We start from the raw sequence: 14,125 nt of genomic DNA on the forward strand, positions 1-14,125 counted from the left end.
TAACCAGAGGAAACCCTGACATGGACAAGACCGTGCCTGCCGGAGCGGCGCTGCTGCTCGACTTCATCTATCGGACAGAGACGAAGAAGCGGGCGCCGGAATGCTATGAGGTCATTTTCGACAACCGTCGACGTTGCGGGGGCTGATCGAGGAGCTGGGCCTGCGCGGCTCGAAGAAGCTCGACGCCGATCTGCAGGACCGGCTCGGCTATCACCTGCTGAAGCGTCGTGGCTATGAGGGCTTCATGGCGGGCACGATCAGCCGAACCGAGTTTGGCAAGCGCCTGGCGCAGGAGTGGGCGTCGTTTCCGGTGCTCGCCAATACCAAGGGCGCGCACCGCAGCGTGAAACGCGGCCAGAGCTATTATGCTGGCGACGGGCTGAACAAGAGCCTGACGGCTCCAGAGACGGTGGAGGCAGTCCTTGACCGGGTGAAGGCGGCCGACAACTCGATTGCCGTGCGCGAAGAGCCCGTCATCGTCGAGAAGCCGGTGGTCAAGGATCCGGAAGAGCTCGACAAGCCGCTCACCGGGTCCAAGACGATCTGGACATACATCACGGTCATCTTCACCGCGATCGCGTCGATCTTCGAGCGGCTCAACTTCATCGATCTCGACTGGCGGGTGCAGATTTTCATGCTGGCGGTGGTTGTCGGCCTCGCTGGCTACGGCATTTATCCCCGCCGCCGCATCGCCCGCGTGTATCGCGAGCTGAAGGCCGAGTTCGGAGGCGCATGATGGGCAATCAGGTGATGCAACCGCTCGTGCTTCTGTTCCTGGCCGGCGTATACGCCTTCGGCGTCCTCAGCGGCGCACTGGTCGCATGGGCGGTGTTTTAGATGTTCGGCCTCAACTGGATCTCGGCAGCAGCTGGTGCTGCCCTTGCAGCCGCGGTGACCTTCGGCGCCATGACGGCCTGGACGCAGATGGTGACTGTTCCCGCCGAACGGGCCGATGCGGCGGCCGAAAAGCGCACGCAACAAGCCCGTGGGGGCGGTCATAGTTACTCCCGGAACCGGACGCCGAGCCCGCCGCTCGAGACTTGGCCGTGATCAAGAAGTTCAACGCCGGCCGCACGAAGGGCCGACCGGATCGCGTCCATGGTCTCAAGTCGGCCGCGAACGACTTCGGCGCCGAACCTTTCGAAATTTCGGATCGTATTGATTCCGATAGAGGCGGCAGCCGCCAGGTCTTCTTGGTTCATGCCGGCTAAGGCTCGGGCGGCTTTTATTTGGTTCCCAGTCACCGGCATATGGCCCTCAAAAATCGGTTGTTGTGTTTTTTACACAAAACATGCTTAACGGGCAAGTGGCAAACAAGCATATGGTTAAATTACCCAAAACAAGGGTAGCTGAAACCATATCGGAGAAAATCCATGCCGAACAATGCTGTTCGGGCAGCCGCCGAAGGCATGCCCGAAATAAACCGCCGCCGCCTGCTGCTCGGCCTCGCATCGGCCCTTCCTCTCTACTGGGAAGCCGTCGCCAATCTGGTGCGAACTCCTGCCCCTGATGCCGCTGCCGTGATGTGGAAGCGCAAGCTTAACCCGAACTACCTGCTCATCACTGCCGAAGAGCTGGCCGAAGCCATCGCGAAAGACGAAGCCTTTCTGGCCGCTCATCCGGCCAAGATGAAGCGCGACGGGAGGTGAACGCCTCGAGCAACTGCCTGATGATGCCAACCCCGCCACGGTTCGCCCTCTGGCGGGCCTTTTACGGGCTTCGATAGAAAAATGGCCCGGCCAGATAAGGGGCATTAGTGCGGCCGGGCCTCTAAGTTCGGCGTATTAGCAATTGTGAATATGCCCGGCTGTCGCAAGAGCTGTCATTAACAAAAGACATAGTGGCAGCGTCTGTCTGAAAGTAGACAAACCAAAACCCGCCACGGTTCGCCTGGCGGGCTTGTCTTATTGGCGTGCAGTCAGCGGCGCGGGGGAAGAAAGGCCGCCTAGCGGGGGCGCTAAGCGGCCAAGCCGCTATCGCCTCCGGGGGTGGGGGCTATGGGGTAGATAACGGGTAACGAAATGTATCACATTGAAACACCTGCGGCGACGTTAAGCAGGTTGTAATTGTCGGAAATCGCTTGCCCAACGAGCACCACCGAATGCACTGGAAGGGTGGTGGTGGGCGTCTTCATGTCTGTGGCAGCAAAGTCACACCACTCGAATATGCGGTCCTTCAACCGCCGCGCGCTTATTATCCAGCTAACCGAGGGATATCGTAGTGAACGGGCAAAGGGGCAAAGACACTGACCGCGCACCAGTCATCCATAGGGGGTGGATGCCGGGCATTCTCCTCCCGAACTAGCGCCCGCCACTCACAGTGGCGGGCTTTTTCATTGCCCGTCTCAATTGGAAATCAACGGGAGCGCCACAGCAGATCAGGCGGTGATGCGCACACCGCCGGTGCTGTCGGGGCAGTTTCTTCCCTCCGCGTCGCCTTAGTAACCGCCGCCGTCCGTGCCGCCACTCATGCCGCTACTGTTCCCGTTCGATGAGGAAGCGGCTTGAGGTGCGGGTGGAGAGTCGCCGCGTGATGCTGTCATACAGGCAGTCAAAAGGAATACCGAAAGCAGGATGAGCAGGCGCATCGTTATGACCTTTCACATTGCTCTCGATAAACGTCTTAGCCGCCGTTGTTATTCCGTTAGTTTGACCGCAGATTGTGAGAGGTGGTGGACTAGGCCACTAGTCGTCGCGGTCGCCATAGTGGAAGGCTTCCTTGCCGTCCGGGGTATAAACCAAACCATTGCTGACGTAATAGGCAGCGGCCCCGCTGCCTTGCATCCGGTACCACCAGCCGTCGACTCGAAGAACTCGCAAGTCCCGGTTTGTGGTGCGTAGACATGCTGGCCCTCCTGACAATAAGCGGGCTTCCTCTCAGTGTCATATATCCAGCGAACGGCCAATCCGGTCCCTTCCCGGAGCCGAAACAACACCGGACAGATTGCTACGCTTTTTGCAACTCAACTGCGTAGCAGAAGGCGGGACAGGGCAGGACAGAACGTTTCAGAAGCTCGCCTAAAGCCTTGAAAAACCGGCACATGGCGGAACGAAGCGGGACAGCGCAGGATGGTCGCAAGCGAATTTCAAGACCGGTGCCCTAAACCGCTCGGCCATCCCTCCAGCTAGCCGCTCTATGCGCGAAGACGCCTGCTTTTTCAAGGCGCGGGTTTCGCGGGCGCCGGTAACCGGTAAGGTGAGTGTTTGTCGGTCGGGCAGGATTTTCAATCGCCCGTCGGCGGAACAGTGCATAGGGCTCCCGCACGCTGCCATGCCACATTCCCGCCCGTTTCCCGACATAATCGGTTAATAGCGTGTCAAACTATTCCGGCATACAGTGAGAGGCCGGGCAGGGGTGCCGGAAGAGTTCGCATGCGCCAATCGCCGCCGATCCGCTCGGCGCGCGGCGGGCAGATCTGAAAAGTCGGGGATAAATCGCATATGCTCAATCTGGCGCTGACGCGTCCTGGTCGCGCTTCCGCTGTCGCCGCGTTGGCCATTGCAGCGGTATTTCTTGCCGCCTGCGGCGCCCCGCAATCCAAGGGCATGGTCAACACCAAGAACAAGCGCTCCAAGGAATATTTCGCCGAGTCCGAGTATGGCGTGAAGGCGAGCCCGCGCGTCACCACCAAGAAATCGAACCTGCAGCGCGGCGGCGGCCGCGACCAGCTCGGCCGGCCCTACAAGGTGCGCGGCAAGATGTATTACCCGAAGGAAGACAAGAACTACAAAAAGGTCGGCGCGGCTTCCTGGTATGGCGACGCTTTTCACGGCCGGCTCACCGCCAATGGCGAAGTCTACGACATGACGCATCTGACCGCAGCGCACCCGACCATGCCGCTGCCGAGCTACGCCCGCGTCACCAATCTGAAGAACGGCAGTTCCATTATCGTGCGCGTCAACGATCGCGGCCCCTATTCGCATGGCCGGCTGATCGACCTATCGAAGCGCGCCGCCGAACTGCTCGACTACACCCATATCGGCACCGCCAAGGTGCAGGTGGAATATGTCGGCCGCGCGCCGCTGCACGGCCGCGACGACCAGTACCTGATGGCTTCCTACCGGCCCGGCAACCGCGCTCCCGATCCGTCCGACGGCCTCGCCAGCGGTGTCATGATCGCCATGAACGGTCCGACGCCGAGCGCCGATGCCGCTCGATCGGCAGCCTTTCCGGGTGTGATGTCCGACAGCGCGCCTGCCGCGCAGCCGCAGGTCCAGCCGGTGATGGCGGCCAACGCCGGCGCGTTCGGCGATCTCGCGCTGCCGGCCTTCGGCCCGATCGCGCCCGAGCGTCCCGGCATCGACATGATCTTCGAAACTCAGGTCGCGCTGGCGACCATGTCCTACGCACCCAACCAGCGGCTGCAGAGCGCGGCGAAGGCCTTCGCGGCCCTCGAACGCGGCGCCATGTCGCCCGACGATGTCGCGCAATCCTGGAAGCGGCTCAACCCGGCAGGAGCGGACGCCGCGTTGCAGCCCTATGTCGCCGCCGGTTCCTTCGCCACGCTGGCCGAGGCCCAGAAGGTCGCGCGCGTGCTGTCCGGCTTCGGCCGCGCCACGCTGGAGACCTCCGAGATCGACGGCGCTCAGCTCCATTCGGTCAACCTCTATTCCGATGGCCGCAACGGGCTCGACGCCATGCTGGAAGCGGCGTGGGCGAACGGCGCTCCCGACGCCATGACTATCCGCGACTGAAGGCTGCCATCTCCGGCCGCGCGTATAGCGCGACCTTGCCTATGTTGATTCAGCGTCTAAATCCCTGTTAGCCTTGCCGTCGTGCATGGCATGCACAAGGGCAGGGCTGCGATGTTGATGGAATTTCGCCGGGCGGCGTTGGCTTGGATTCTGGGTTTCATGGCGATGCTCGGCGCCGTTGCCCCGGCGCAGGCGCAGCTATTCGAGACCAAGGCGGCTCAGGCCTTCATGATCGATGCCGAAACCGGCACGATCCTGTTCTCAAAAAATCCGGACCAGCCAATCCCGCCGGCCTCGCTTGCCAAGCTGATGACCATGGAGGTGGTGTTCAACGCCATCAGGGCCGGGCGCTATACGCTCGACGATAAATTCGTGGTCAGCGAGAACGCCTGGCGCACCGGCGGGGCGGGTTCGGGCGGCTCGACCATGTTCGCCGAACTGAATTCGGAGATCAGGCTGGAAGATCTGATCCAGGGCGTCGTCGTGCAGTCGGCCAATGACGGCTGCATCATCATCGCCGAAGGCATGGCCGGCAGCGAGGAGAATTTCGCCGCACTGATGACCGAACGTGCCCGCGAACTAGGCCTCACCGAATCGGTGTTCAAGAACTCCACCGGCCTGCCTGCCGAGGGCCAGGTGGTGACGGCACGCGAACTGGTCAAGCTCGCCCTGCACATCTTCAACGAATATCCGGACTTCTACAGATATTATTCCCAGCCGGATTTCACCTGGAACAAGATTACCCAGCGCAACCGCAACCCGTTGCTGACGATGAACATCGGCGCGGACGGCATGAAGACCGGCTACACCGAGGAATCCGGCTATGCGATCGTCGGCTCTGTGGCGCGCAACGACAGACGTCTCTTCGTCGCCTTGAGCGGCATGGCCTCCGAGCGCGAGCGCGCGGAGGAAGCGCGCAAGATCGTCGACTGGGGGATGCGAGCCTTCGAGAAGAGCGAGCTCTTCGCCGAGGGCGAGACGGTCGGCGAGGCGCAGGTCTATGGCGGCACAAAATCCGGCGTGGCGCTGAAGGCCAAAGGTCCGATCTCCATTTTCGTGCCGATTACCAATCGCGACCGGCTGACGGCGCGCATTGTCTACCAGGGGCCGGTGATCGCGCCGGTCGAGGAGGGCGCCCCCATAGGCTCGCTGCGCGTCTCCATCGGCGATACGCTGAGCCAGGAAACACCGCTCTACGCCGCCGAAAGCGTCGAAACCGGAGCGCTGCACCAGCGTGCTCTCGACGCTGTCGGTGAATTGCTGGTCGGCTGGCTGCGCTGACCTCCTTCAGCGTGGACTTTTTCCCCTCGCGGGCTATTACCGGTGTTCTCAGAACGCAGGCAGAGGATCGGGCCAGTTGGCGCGCGGATTTTTCATAAGTTTCGAAGGCGGGGAAGGGGCGGGCAAGTCGACGCAGATCGCCCGGCTCGCCGCGAAGCTGCGCGCCAAGGGCTATGATCTTGTCGTCACTCGCGAACCTGGCGGCTCACCTGGCGCCGAGGCCGTGCGCCACGTCATCCTCTCGGGCGCGGCCGAGCCGTTCGGGCCGGAAATGGAAGCGCTGCTCTTCGCCGCCGCCCGCTCCGATCACGTCGAACAGCTCATTGCGCCGGCGATCGCGCGCGGCAGCGTCGTACTGTGCGACCGCTTCCTCGATTCGTCGCGGGTCTATCAGGGCGGGGCGGGGGACCTCGATCCCGGCTTTATGACCGCGCTGGAGCGCGTCGCCGTCAACGGCACTGTCCCCGACATGACGCTGATCTTCGACATCGACCCGGTCGAGGGGCTGACGCGCGCAAACGCCCGGCGCGGCGACGAGACGCCGGACCGCTTCGAGAAGGAGACACTGGCGGTCCATCAGCGCCGCCGCGAGGCATTTCTCGCCATTGCCCGCAGCGAGCCGGAGCGCTGCGTCGTCATCGACGCCTCGGCAGGCCCCGACGAGGTCGAAGATGCTGTGACCACGGCGGTCTTTGCCGCGCTCGAAGCACGGGCCGAACCGCGCCGTTCGAAGGAGGGCTGATGTTCGAACGTATTGCGCCGGAACAGCACGACACACTCGAAGGCGTGCCCGAGCCTTCGGAAAACCCGCATCTGCATGGCCATCGTGCGGCGTCGAATATGCTGGCCGCAGCCTATCGCACCGGCAAGCTGCCACACGCGCTGCTCTTTGCCGGGCCGCAAGGCGTCGGCAAGGCGACGCTCGCCTTTCACCTCGCTAACCACCTTCTTCGCCATCCGTCGCATGGCGACGCGCCGGCTGAACTTGCCGCACCCGACCGGGCATCGCCGCTGTTTCGGCAGGTGGCGATGGGCGCGCATCCCTCCGTGCTGCATCTGACGCGCCCGTTCAACGATAAGACGAAAACCTTTAAGACAGTGGTTACGGTCGACGAGATCCGCCGCGTCAGCCGCTTCCTGTCGATGACCTCGCATGACGGCAGCTATCGCGTCGTCATCGTCGATCCGGCCGACGACATGAACGTCAATGCCGCCAACGCGCTCCTGAAAAATCTGGAGGAGCCGCCCGCCCGCACGATTTTCGTGCTGATCGCGCATGCTCTCGGAAGCCTGCTGCCTACCATCCGCTCGCGGTGCCAGATCGTCCGGCTGGGACCGCTCGAGCCGGACGAATTGATGGCGGCGCTGGAGGGCGCCGGCCAGGAGCCGCCGCAGGAAGCGCGCGCCCGCGCGGCGCTCGCGACAAGGGCGGGAGGCAGCGTGCGCGAGGCGATCCTCCTGACGCAATATGGCGGGCTGGAGATCGCCGAGGCGATGGACAGGATAGTGGTCGCGCCAAAACTCGATATCGCCGCAGCCCACAAGCTCGCCGAAGTCGCCGGCGGCCGCGGCCAGGACATTCCGTTCGACATCTTCAACCGGCACGCGCTCGACCTTCTTGCGGATGCGGCGAGCCGCGCGGCACTTGAAGGCCAGGGGCCGCGCGCCAACCGGCTCACCGAGAGCTGGCATCAGGCGCTGACGTCGGTGACCGAGACCGAGACCTACAATCTCGACAAGAAGCAGCACGCGCTCGGCATGATCATCCGCCTCAAGGAGGCGCTTCGAATGTGACGCTGTCGCCTTGCCGTATGGCAATCGCCGGCCCGATGCGTTATCTCACCGCCACGCTTCCCAAGTCGCCATTTCGAACGGCCTTTCATGTCACGCGAAAAATTCTACATCACGACCCCGATCTTCTATCCGAACGGCAAGCCGCATATCGGCCATGCCTACAATGTGATTGCTACCGACGCGATGGCGCGGTTCCAGCGGCTCGACGGCAAGGACGTGTTCTTCCTGTCGGGAACCGACGAGCACGGGCTGAAGATGCAGCAGACAGCCGATCAGGAGGGTGTGGCGCCGAAGGCGTTGGCCGACCGCAATTCGGCGATCTTCCGGGAAATGGAGGAAGCCGTCGGCGCTTCCAATGACGAATTCATCCGCACCACCGAGGCGCGCCACTACAAGGCCTGCCAGGCCATTTGGGAGCGCATGGCGGCTAACGGCGACATTTATCTCGACCGCTACAGCGGCTGGTATTCGGTGCGGCAGGAAGCCTATTTCGACGAAAAGGAAACCACGGTCGGCGACGACGGCGTGCGCCGCGAGCCGCTCGGTTCGCCGGTAGAATGGAACGAGGAAGAGACCTATTTCTTCCGGCTCTCCGCCTATCAGGACAAGCTTCTCGCGCTGTACGAGCAGCGCCCGGATTTTGTCGCGCCCGCCGAGCGCCGCAACGAGGTGATGAGTTTCGTCAAGTCGGGCCTGAAGGATCTTTCGATCTCGCGCACCACCTTCAATTGGGGCGTGCCGGTGCCGGGCGATCCGAAGCATGTCATGTATGTCTGGGTCGACGCGCTGACCAACTACATCACCGCCGCAGGCTTTCCCGATACAGCCGGCGAAAAATGGGATTTCTGGCCGGCGACGCACATCATCGGCAAGGACATCGTGCGGTTCCACGCGGTCTACTGGCCGGCCTTCCTGATGTCGGCCGGCATCGAACTGCCGAAGCGGGTTTTCGCGCACGGCTTTCTGTTCAACCGCGGCGAAAAGATGTCGAAGTCGGTCGGCAATGTCGTCGATCCCTTCGCCATGATCGAGCATTACGGCCTAGACCAAGTGCGCTATTTCTTCCTGCGCGAAGTGCCGTTCGGACAGGACGGCAGTTATAGCCACGACGCCATCGTCAACCGCACCAATGCCGACCTCGCCAACGACCTCGGCAATCTGGCGCAGCGCTCGCTGTCGATGATCGCCAAGAACTGCGGCGCCGTTGTGCCGGCGCGCGGCGTGCTTGCCGATGCCGACCGGGCAATCCTGGCAATGGCCGACGAAGCGCTGGCCACCGCACGCAGGACCATGGCCGAGCAGTCGGTCCATCAGGCGCTGGCGGCGATCTTCGGCGTTGTGGCCGAAGCGAACCGCTACTTCGCAGGCCAGGAGCCCTGGGCGCTGAAGAAGACGGACCCGGCGCGCATGGAGACGGTGCTGCACACCACCGCCGAAACCATCCGGCGCGTCGCGCTGATGTGCCAGCCCTTCATGCCGACATCGGCGGCAAAGCTGCTCGACCTCCTGGCCGTGTCGGCCGATGAGCGCGCATTCGAGCATGCCGGGGAGGCGCATGCACTGAAGCCGGGCACCCCGCTGCCCACGCCGGCGGCGGTGTTCCCTCGTTATGTCGAGCCGGCGGCGGCGGAACAGTAAGGCTTCCGAGAGCATGCTTGTCGACAGCCACTGCCACCTTGATTTTCCGGACTTCGCCGACGAGCGCGCGGCGATCGTCGAGCGTGCGGCGGCGGCAGGCGTGGCGCGCATAGTGACGATCTCGACGCGCGTCAGGCGGTTTCCCGACGTGCTGGCGATCGCAGAGGCTTTCGACGCGGTCTATTGCTCGGTCGGCACGCATCCGCACAATGCCGCCGAGGAACTCGATGTGACCGCCGACGAACTGGGCCGGCTTTCGGCCCATCCGAAGGTGGTGGCGATCGGCGAGGCCGGCCTCGACTACCATTACGATAAATCCCCGCGTGACGCCCAGGCGAAAGGCCTCCGCACCCACATAGCCGCGGCGCGGCAGACGGATCTGCCGCTTGTAATCCATGCGCGCAGCGCCGATGCCGACATGGCCGCGATCCTCGAGGAAGAAACTGAGAAGGGCGCTTTCCCCTTCATCCTGCACTGCTTTTCGTCGGGGCGAGAACTCGCCGAGACAGGCGTCAGGCTTGGCGGCTATGTCTCTTTTTCCGGTATTTTGACCTTCAAGAACTCCAGCGAGTTGCGCGATATCGCAGCCGGCGTGCCGCAAGACCGCCTGCTGGTCGAGACTGACGCGCCCTATCTCGCGCCGATGCCCTATCGCGGCAAGCGCAACGAGCCCGCTTATGTGGCCCAGACAGCCGCGGTGCTCGCCGAAACGGTCGGGGTGAGCGCCGCCGAGATCGCGACGATCACCACTGACAATTTCTTCCGGCTGTTCACCAAGATGCCGCGCCCGGCCGGGAACGCCTGAGCGTGGCGGGCCTGCTGCGCTTCACGATTCTTGGCTGCGGCTCATCGCCCGGCACGCCGCGCATCACCGGCGATTGGGGCGATTGCGACCCGCTGGAGCCGAAAAACCGCCGTTTGCGCGCTGCGGCGCTGGTGGAGCGCATTGCGCCGAATGGCGGGAAGACGACCGTCGTCATCGACACCGGGCCTGATTTCCGCGAGCAGATGCTGATGGCCAAGGTCCGCCGCGTCGACGCCGTCGTCTACACCCACGCCCATGCCGACCACATACACGGGATCGACGATCTGCGCAGCTACTGGCTGGAGCAGCGGCGGCTGATCCCCGTCTATGGCGACAGCCCGACGCTTGCGCGGCTGCGCGAGGCCTTCGACTACTGTTTCGCCACGCCGCCGGGCAGTTCCTATCCGCCGATCGTCAGCGCCAACCTCATCGAGCACGGCGTCCCGTTCACGATCGAGGGCGAGGGCGGGGCGATCACCTTCGAGCCGCTGCCGCAGATTCACGGCGATGCCATTTCACTGGGTTTCCGCATCGGCCCGATCGCCTATTGCCCCGATGTCAGCGGCTTTTCCGAAGCGACGGCGGCGCGGCTGACCGGCCTCGACGTGCTCGTCATCGACGCGCTGCAATACCGCCCGCATCCTAGCCATTTGTCGCTTTCCGAGGCGCTCGAATGGATCGAGCGCCTGGCGCCGGGGCGCGCGTTGCTGACCCACATGCACGTGCCGCTCGACTATGCGACGGTGATGCGCGAAACGCCGGACAATGTCGAACCGGCTTATGACGGAATGGTGGTTGAAATGCCATTGGAATCAGACCGATGGACGACAAGCCTGATGTAAGCGGCAGCATTGCGCGGGTTACCGAGGCCGCGCGTGTTGCCGGTCTCGATATCGAGATCCGCCGCATGGGCGCCTCGACCCGCACGGCCGCCGAGGCGGCAGAGCAATGCGGCTGTTCGGTCGCGCAGATCGTCAAATCCCTGATCTTCCAGGGCGAACGCAGCGGCCGGCTCTTTCTGTTCATGCTCTCGGGAGAGCACCAGCTCGACCTCGTCAAGGCGGCGGCACTTGCGGCCGAGCCGCTGCAACGCGCCGACCCGCGCCACATCCGCGAAGTCACCGGCTTCGCCATAGGTGGCGTCTCGCCGATCGGCCATATCGCCGCCATTCCGGCGTTCGCCGATGAAATGCTGCTGCGCTTTGATCGCGTTTGGGCCGCCGCCGGAGCGCATGACGCAGTATTCGCTGCCGAGCCCCGCGCTCTGATTGTAGCGGCCGGCGCGACCGTTGCGAGCCTTGCCAATCAGGAAAGTGCCATATGACATCGTCGATCATCGACTTCATGCTGAAGCGCAATTCCGCGCCGATCCCGGAACTGCGCGAACCGGCGCCCGGCGACGACGAGATCGCGACGATGATCAGGATCGCCACGCGCGTGCCCGACCATGGCAGGCTCGCGCCGTGGCGCTTCATCCTCTATCGCGGCAAGGCGCGCGAGGAGATCGGCGAAAAACTCGCCGATCTTGCCGAAAAGCGCGAAGGCCCGCTGACTGAAGCGCGCCGCAACCAGGAACTGACGCGTTTCTCGCGCGCGCCGCTGGTCATCGGCGTGATTTCGAGCCCGAAGGAGAACCCGAAGATCCCGCAATGGGAGATGTTCCTGTCCGGCGGCGCGGCGGCGATGAGCCTGGTGCTCGCCGCAAATGCGCTCGGCTACGGCACTAACTGGATCACCAACTGGTATTCCGATGTCGAGGAGGGCAGGCGCATCCTCGGCCTCGCGCCGCATGAACGCGTGGTCGGTTTCGTGCATATCGGCTCCTATGAAGGCCCGGCGCCGGAGCGTCCGCGTCCCGATCCGGCGGCGCTCTATGCCGATTATGCTGGTCCGTGGGAGGGATAGAAACTTTGTTCTACGAACCAGCCAAGGGCCACGGCCTGCCGCACGATCCGTTCAAGGCCATCGTCGCGCCGCGCCCGATCGGCTGGATTTCGACCGTGGCCCTTAACGGCGACGTTAATCTCGCACCCTATTCCTTTTTCAACGCCTTCTCGACGAACCCCTTCCTTGTCTGGTTCTCGTCGGAGGGCGAGAAAGACAGCGCCAGCTTTGCGCGCGAAACCGGCGAATTCGTCGTCAATCTGGTCGGGCGCGATCTCGCGGAAAAGATGAACCGCAGCGCCGTCGATGCGCCGCGCGGCGTCAACGAATTCGCCTATGCCGGCCTGACCCCCGCGCCTTCGCGGCTGGTCGCGCCGCCGCGCGTGGCTGAAGCTCCGGCCGCGCTCGAATGCAAGGTAACGGAAATCCTGCGCCCCAAGGCCCTCGACGGCAGCGATGCCGGCGTGTTCGTCGTCACCGGCGAGGTGGTCGGCGTCCACATCGACGACGAAATGCTCACCGACGGCCTGTTCGACACCGTCAAGGCCGGCAATGTCGCCCGCCTCGGCTACATGGATTATTCCATGGTCAACGAGACTTTTCAGATGCGCCGCCCGCGCTGGGGCAAGGATTAGAGACTCGCAGCCTGCGCCCTCGCCAGCAGCCGCTCGGCGCGGCGCAGATGCGGCCGATCGTACATCTGGCCGTCAATGCCGACGACGCCCGGGTCTCCCGCCGCCCGGAATGCTTCGACCACCGCTTGCGCATGCGCCACCGCTTCCTGAGATGGCGTGAACGCCTCGTTGATGACCGCAACCTGGTCGGGGTGGATCGCCATCTTGGCGGTGAAGCCGTCGCGCTCGGCTTCCAGGCATTCCGCGCGCAACCCCTCATTGTCCCGGAAATTCACGAACACCGTATCGATAGCCGCGGTCTCGGCGGCCGAGGCTGCAAGCACCGTCATCGCCCGAGCCAGCCGGAAGACATCGGTGTAGCGGCCGCGCTCGTCGCGTGTGGCCCGCGCGCCGATCGCGGCGGAAAGGTCTTCCGCACCCCAGGTCAGGCCGGCAAGACGGGCGCTGGCGTTGTAGCTCCCGGCGGCCAGCAGGCCGGCCGCCGTCTCGGTGATGATTGGAATGATCTTCGTGCAGCCATCTGCCAAGCCGTTTTCGGCCTCGCGGACGCGCAGTTTCGCAGAAAGCTGCTGCACATCGGCGAAGCTGTTGGATTTCGGCAGCATGATGCCGTCAGGCCTCGCCGGCATCAGCGCTGCGAGATCGTCATCGGTCAGCCCGGTGGACAGATCGTTGACGCGGACATAGACCGCAGCGCCCGTCGGCGCCCTCCGTTCGCGGATGAAATCCGCAGCGACCCTGCGCGCCGCTTCCTTGTTGCCGGAAGCGACCGAATCCTCGAGGTCGACGATGATGACATCCGCGCCTGCCGAAAATCCCTTCTCCAGCTTCCTTTCCGAATCGCCCGGCACGAACAGAAGCGAGCGCATCAGGCCGGCCTTTTCAGCATCATCGCCTGACGGGTGCATTTGGCGACCAGCACGCCATGCTGGTTGAAGGCGCGGTGCTCGAACTCGACAATGCCGCGGTCGGGCTTGGATTTCGATTCGCGAACCGACAGCACCTCCGTCTCGACGCTGATCGTATCCCCATGGAAAACGGGATGCGGAAATGTCGTCTCGCGCATGCCGAGATTGGCGACGGTCGTGCCGACAGTTATGTCGTTCACCGAGATGCCGATCATCAGGCCGAGCGTGAACAGCGAATTGACCAGCGGCTTGCCCCATTCGCTCTTGGCGGCGAAATCGAAGTCGATATGCAGCGGCTGCGGGTTAAGCGTCATCACCGAAAACAGCATGTTGTCGCTTTCGGTGACGGTCTTGCGGAGCGTGTGCTTGAACGTCCGGCCAGGCTCGAACTCCTCAAGATACAGTCCAGCCATGCGGTTCTCCTCCATTGCACCCCGTTGATAGGCGTTGCGGTTCCGGCGGACAAGCTCCAGGAAACATGGTGAA

The 14,125-nt window shown here is 63.6% G+C and carries 17 protein-coding genes; 15 read left to right on the top strand and 2 right to left on the bottom strand.

What is annotated here, in order from left to right:
* Window positions 1–20: 20 nt before the first annotated feature.
* The 15 genes from ABVK50_RS10450 to ABVK50_RS10520 all read left to right on the top strand — a co-directional run bounded on the left by ABVK50_RS10450 (window position 21) and on the right by ABVK50_RS10520 (window position 12,731).
* A complete protein-coding gene (locus tag ABVK50_RS10450; protein ID WP_353641633.1) occupies window positions 21–146 on the top strand; it encodes a hypothetical protein in 126 nt (41 codons plus the stop codon).
* Window positions 134–736, top strand: a complete 603-nt coding sequence (locus tag ABVK50_RS10455; protein WP_353641632.1) for a hypothetical protein — start codon at window positions 134–136, stop codon at window positions 734–736. The genes ABVK50_RS10450 and ABVK50_RS10455 overlap by 13 nt, the downstream gene beginning before the upstream one ends.
* A 101-nt stretch (window positions 737–837) precedes the next feature.
* The gene (locus tag ABVK50_RS10460; protein WP_353641631.1) at window positions 838–1,050 is read left to right on the top strand and encodes a hypothetical protein; all 213 of its coding nucleotides are present in this window, start codon (window positions 838–840) and stop codon (window positions 1,048–1,050) included.
* Window positions 1,047–1,211, top strand: a complete 165-nt coding sequence (locus ABVK50_RS10465; RefSeq protein WP_353641630.1) for a hypothetical protein — start codon at window positions 1,047–1,049, stop codon at window positions 1,209–1,211. Before ABVK50_RS10460 ends, ABVK50_RS10465 begins: the two co-directional genes overlap by 4 nt.
* Window positions 1,212–1,373: 162 nt before the next feature.
* A complete protein-coding gene (locus ABVK50_RS10470; protein ID WP_353641629.1) occupies window positions 1,374–1,649 on the top strand; it encodes a hypothetical protein in 276 nt (91 codons plus the stop codon).
* 1,791 nt (window positions 1,650–3,440) lie between these two features.
* The gene (locus ABVK50_RS10475) at window positions 3,441–4,694 is read left to right on the top strand and encodes a septal ring lytic transglycosylase RlpA family protein (RefSeq protein ID WP_353641627.1); all 1,254 of its coding nucleotides are present in this window, start codon (window positions 3,441–3,443) and stop codon (window positions 4,692–4,694) included.
* A 159-nt stretch (window positions 4,695–4,853) separates the two neighbouring features.
* A complete protein-coding gene (locus ABVK50_RS10480) occupies window positions 4,854–5,975 on the top strand; it encodes a D-alanyl-D-alanine carboxypeptidase family protein (protein WP_353641626.1) in 1,122 nt (373 codons plus the stop codon).
* A gap of 76 nt (window positions 5,976–6,051) precedes the next feature.
* Window positions 6,052–6,717, top strand: coding sequence for a dTMP kinase (tmk, locus tag ABVK50_RS10485; RefSeq protein WP_353641625.1), 666 nt, complete (start codon window positions 6,052–6,054; stop codon window positions 6,715–6,717).
* Window positions 6,714–7,769, top strand: a complete 1,056-nt coding sequence (locus ABVK50_RS10490; protein ID WP_353645964.1) for a DNA polymerase III subunit delta' — start codon at window positions 6,714–6,716, stop codon at window positions 7,767–7,769. Before tmk ends, ABVK50_RS10490 begins: the two co-directional genes overlap by 4 nt.
* A gap of 87 nt (window positions 7,770–7,856) precedes the next feature.
* Window positions 7,857–9,407: a methionine--tRNA ligase gene (gene metG / locus ABVK50_RS10495; RefSeq protein ID WP_353641624.1), complete on the top strand. Its 1,551-nt coding sequence runs from the start codon at window positions 7,857–7,859 to the stop codon at window positions 9,405–9,407.
* A gap of 13 nt (window positions 9,408–9,420) precedes the next feature.
* Entirely contained in the window at window positions 9,421–10,212 is a 792-nt protein-coding gene (locus tag ABVK50_RS10500; protein ID WP_353641623.1) for a TatD family hydrolase, read from the top strand.
* A gap of 2 nt (window positions 10,213–10,214) precedes the next feature.
* Complete coding sequence (locus tag ABVK50_RS10505; RefSeq protein ID WP_353641622.1) at window positions 10,215–11,054, top strand: MBL fold metallo-hydrolase; 840 nt, start codon at window positions 10,215–10,217, stop codon at window positions 11,052–11,054.
* Window positions 11,033–11,536, top strand: a complete 504-nt coding sequence (locus tag ABVK50_RS10510; RefSeq protein ID WP_353641621.1) for a YbaK/EbsC family protein — start codon at window positions 11,033–11,035, stop codon at window positions 11,534–11,536. The genes ABVK50_RS10505 and ABVK50_RS10510 overlap by 22 nt, the downstream gene beginning before the upstream one ends.
* Window positions 11,533–12,117 carry a nitroreductase gene (locus tag ABVK50_RS10515; RefSeq protein WP_353641620.1) on the top strand — a complete coding sequence of 195 codons (585 nt, stop codon included), beginning with the start codon at window positions 11,533–11,535 and terminating at the stop codon, window positions 12,115–12,117. Before ABVK50_RS10510 ends, ABVK50_RS10515 begins: the two co-directional genes overlap by 4 nt.
* 5 nt (window positions 12,118–12,122) lie before the next feature.
* Window positions 12,123–12,731, top strand: a complete 609-nt coding sequence (locus ABVK50_RS10520; RefSeq protein ID WP_353641619.1) for a flavin reductase family protein — start codon at window positions 12,123–12,125, stop codon at window positions 12,729–12,731.
* Here ABVK50_RS10520 and ABVK50_RS10525 read toward each other — a convergent pair.
* Together ABVK50_RS10525 and ABVK50_RS10530 are read right to left on the bottom strand one after the other, a co-directional pair.
* Window positions 12,728–13,600 (bottom strand): CoA ester lyase, encoded by an 873-nt coding sequence (locus ABVK50_RS10525; RefSeq protein WP_353641618.1) that lies wholly within the window; start codon window positions 13,598–13,600, stop codon window positions 12,728–12,730. The two genes, ABVK50_RS10520 and ABVK50_RS10525, sit on opposite strands and share 4 nt — an antisense overlap.
* Entirely contained in the window at window positions 13,600–14,052 is a 453-nt protein-coding gene (locus tag ABVK50_RS10530) for a MaoC family dehydratase (RefSeq protein ID WP_353641617.1), read from the bottom strand. The genes ABVK50_RS10525 and ABVK50_RS10530 overlap by 1 nt, the downstream gene beginning before the upstream one ends.
* Between the last annotated feature and the right edge of the window lie 73 nt (window positions 14,053–14,125).

Origin of the sequence: Mesorhizobium sp. WSM2240 (genome assembly GCF_040438645.1) — a bacterium.
In the GTDB taxonomy this organism is placed as follows: Bacteria; Pseudomonadota; Alphaproteobacteria; order Rhizobiales; family Rhizobiaceae; genus Allomesorhizobium.

Coding starts and splice junctions, on each gene's coding strand:
- ABVK50_RS10525 (WP_353641618.1), bottom strand. CDS start 13,600: ATGCGCTCGCTTCTGTTCGTGCCGGGCGATTCGGAAAGGAAGCTGGAG.
- ABVK50_RS10450 (WP_353641633.1), top strand. CDS start 21: ATGGACAAGACCGTGCCTGCCGGAGCGGCGCTGCTGCTCGACTTCATC.
- ABVK50_RS10500 (WP_353641623.1), top strand. CDS start 9,421: ATGCTTGTCGACAGCCACTGCCACCTTGATTTTCCGGACTTCGCCGAC.
- ABVK50_RS10480 (WP_353641626.1), top strand. CDS start 4,854: ATGGCGATGCTCGGCGCCGTTGCCCCGGCGCAGGCGCAGCTATTCGAG.
- metG (WP_353641624.1), top strand. CDS start 7,857: ATGTCACGCGAAAAATTCTACATCACGACCCCGATCTTCTATCCGAAC.
- ABVK50_RS10460 (WP_353641631.1), top strand. CDS start 838: ATGTTCGGCCTCAACTGGATCTCGGCAGCAGCTGGTGCTGCCCTTGCA.
- ABVK50_RS10530 (WP_353641617.1), bottom strand. CDS start 14,052: ATGGCTGGACTGTATCTTGAGGAGTTCGAGCCTGGCCGGACGTTCAAG.
- ABVK50_RS10510 (WP_353641621.1), top strand. CDS start 11,033: ATGGACGACAAGCCTGATGTAAGCGGCAGCATTGCGCGGGTTACCGAG.
- ABVK50_RS10515 (WP_353641620.1), top strand. CDS start 11,533: ATGACATCGTCGATCATCGACTTCATGCTGAAGCGCAATTCCGCGCCG.
- ABVK50_RS10475 (WP_353641627.1), top strand. CDS start 3,441: ATGCTCAATCTGGCGCTGACGCGTCCTGGTCGCGCTTCCGCTGTCGCC.
- ABVK50_RS10470 (WP_353641629.1), top strand. CDS start 1,374: ATGCCGAACAATGCTGTTCGGGCAGCCGCCGAAGGCATGCCCGAAATA.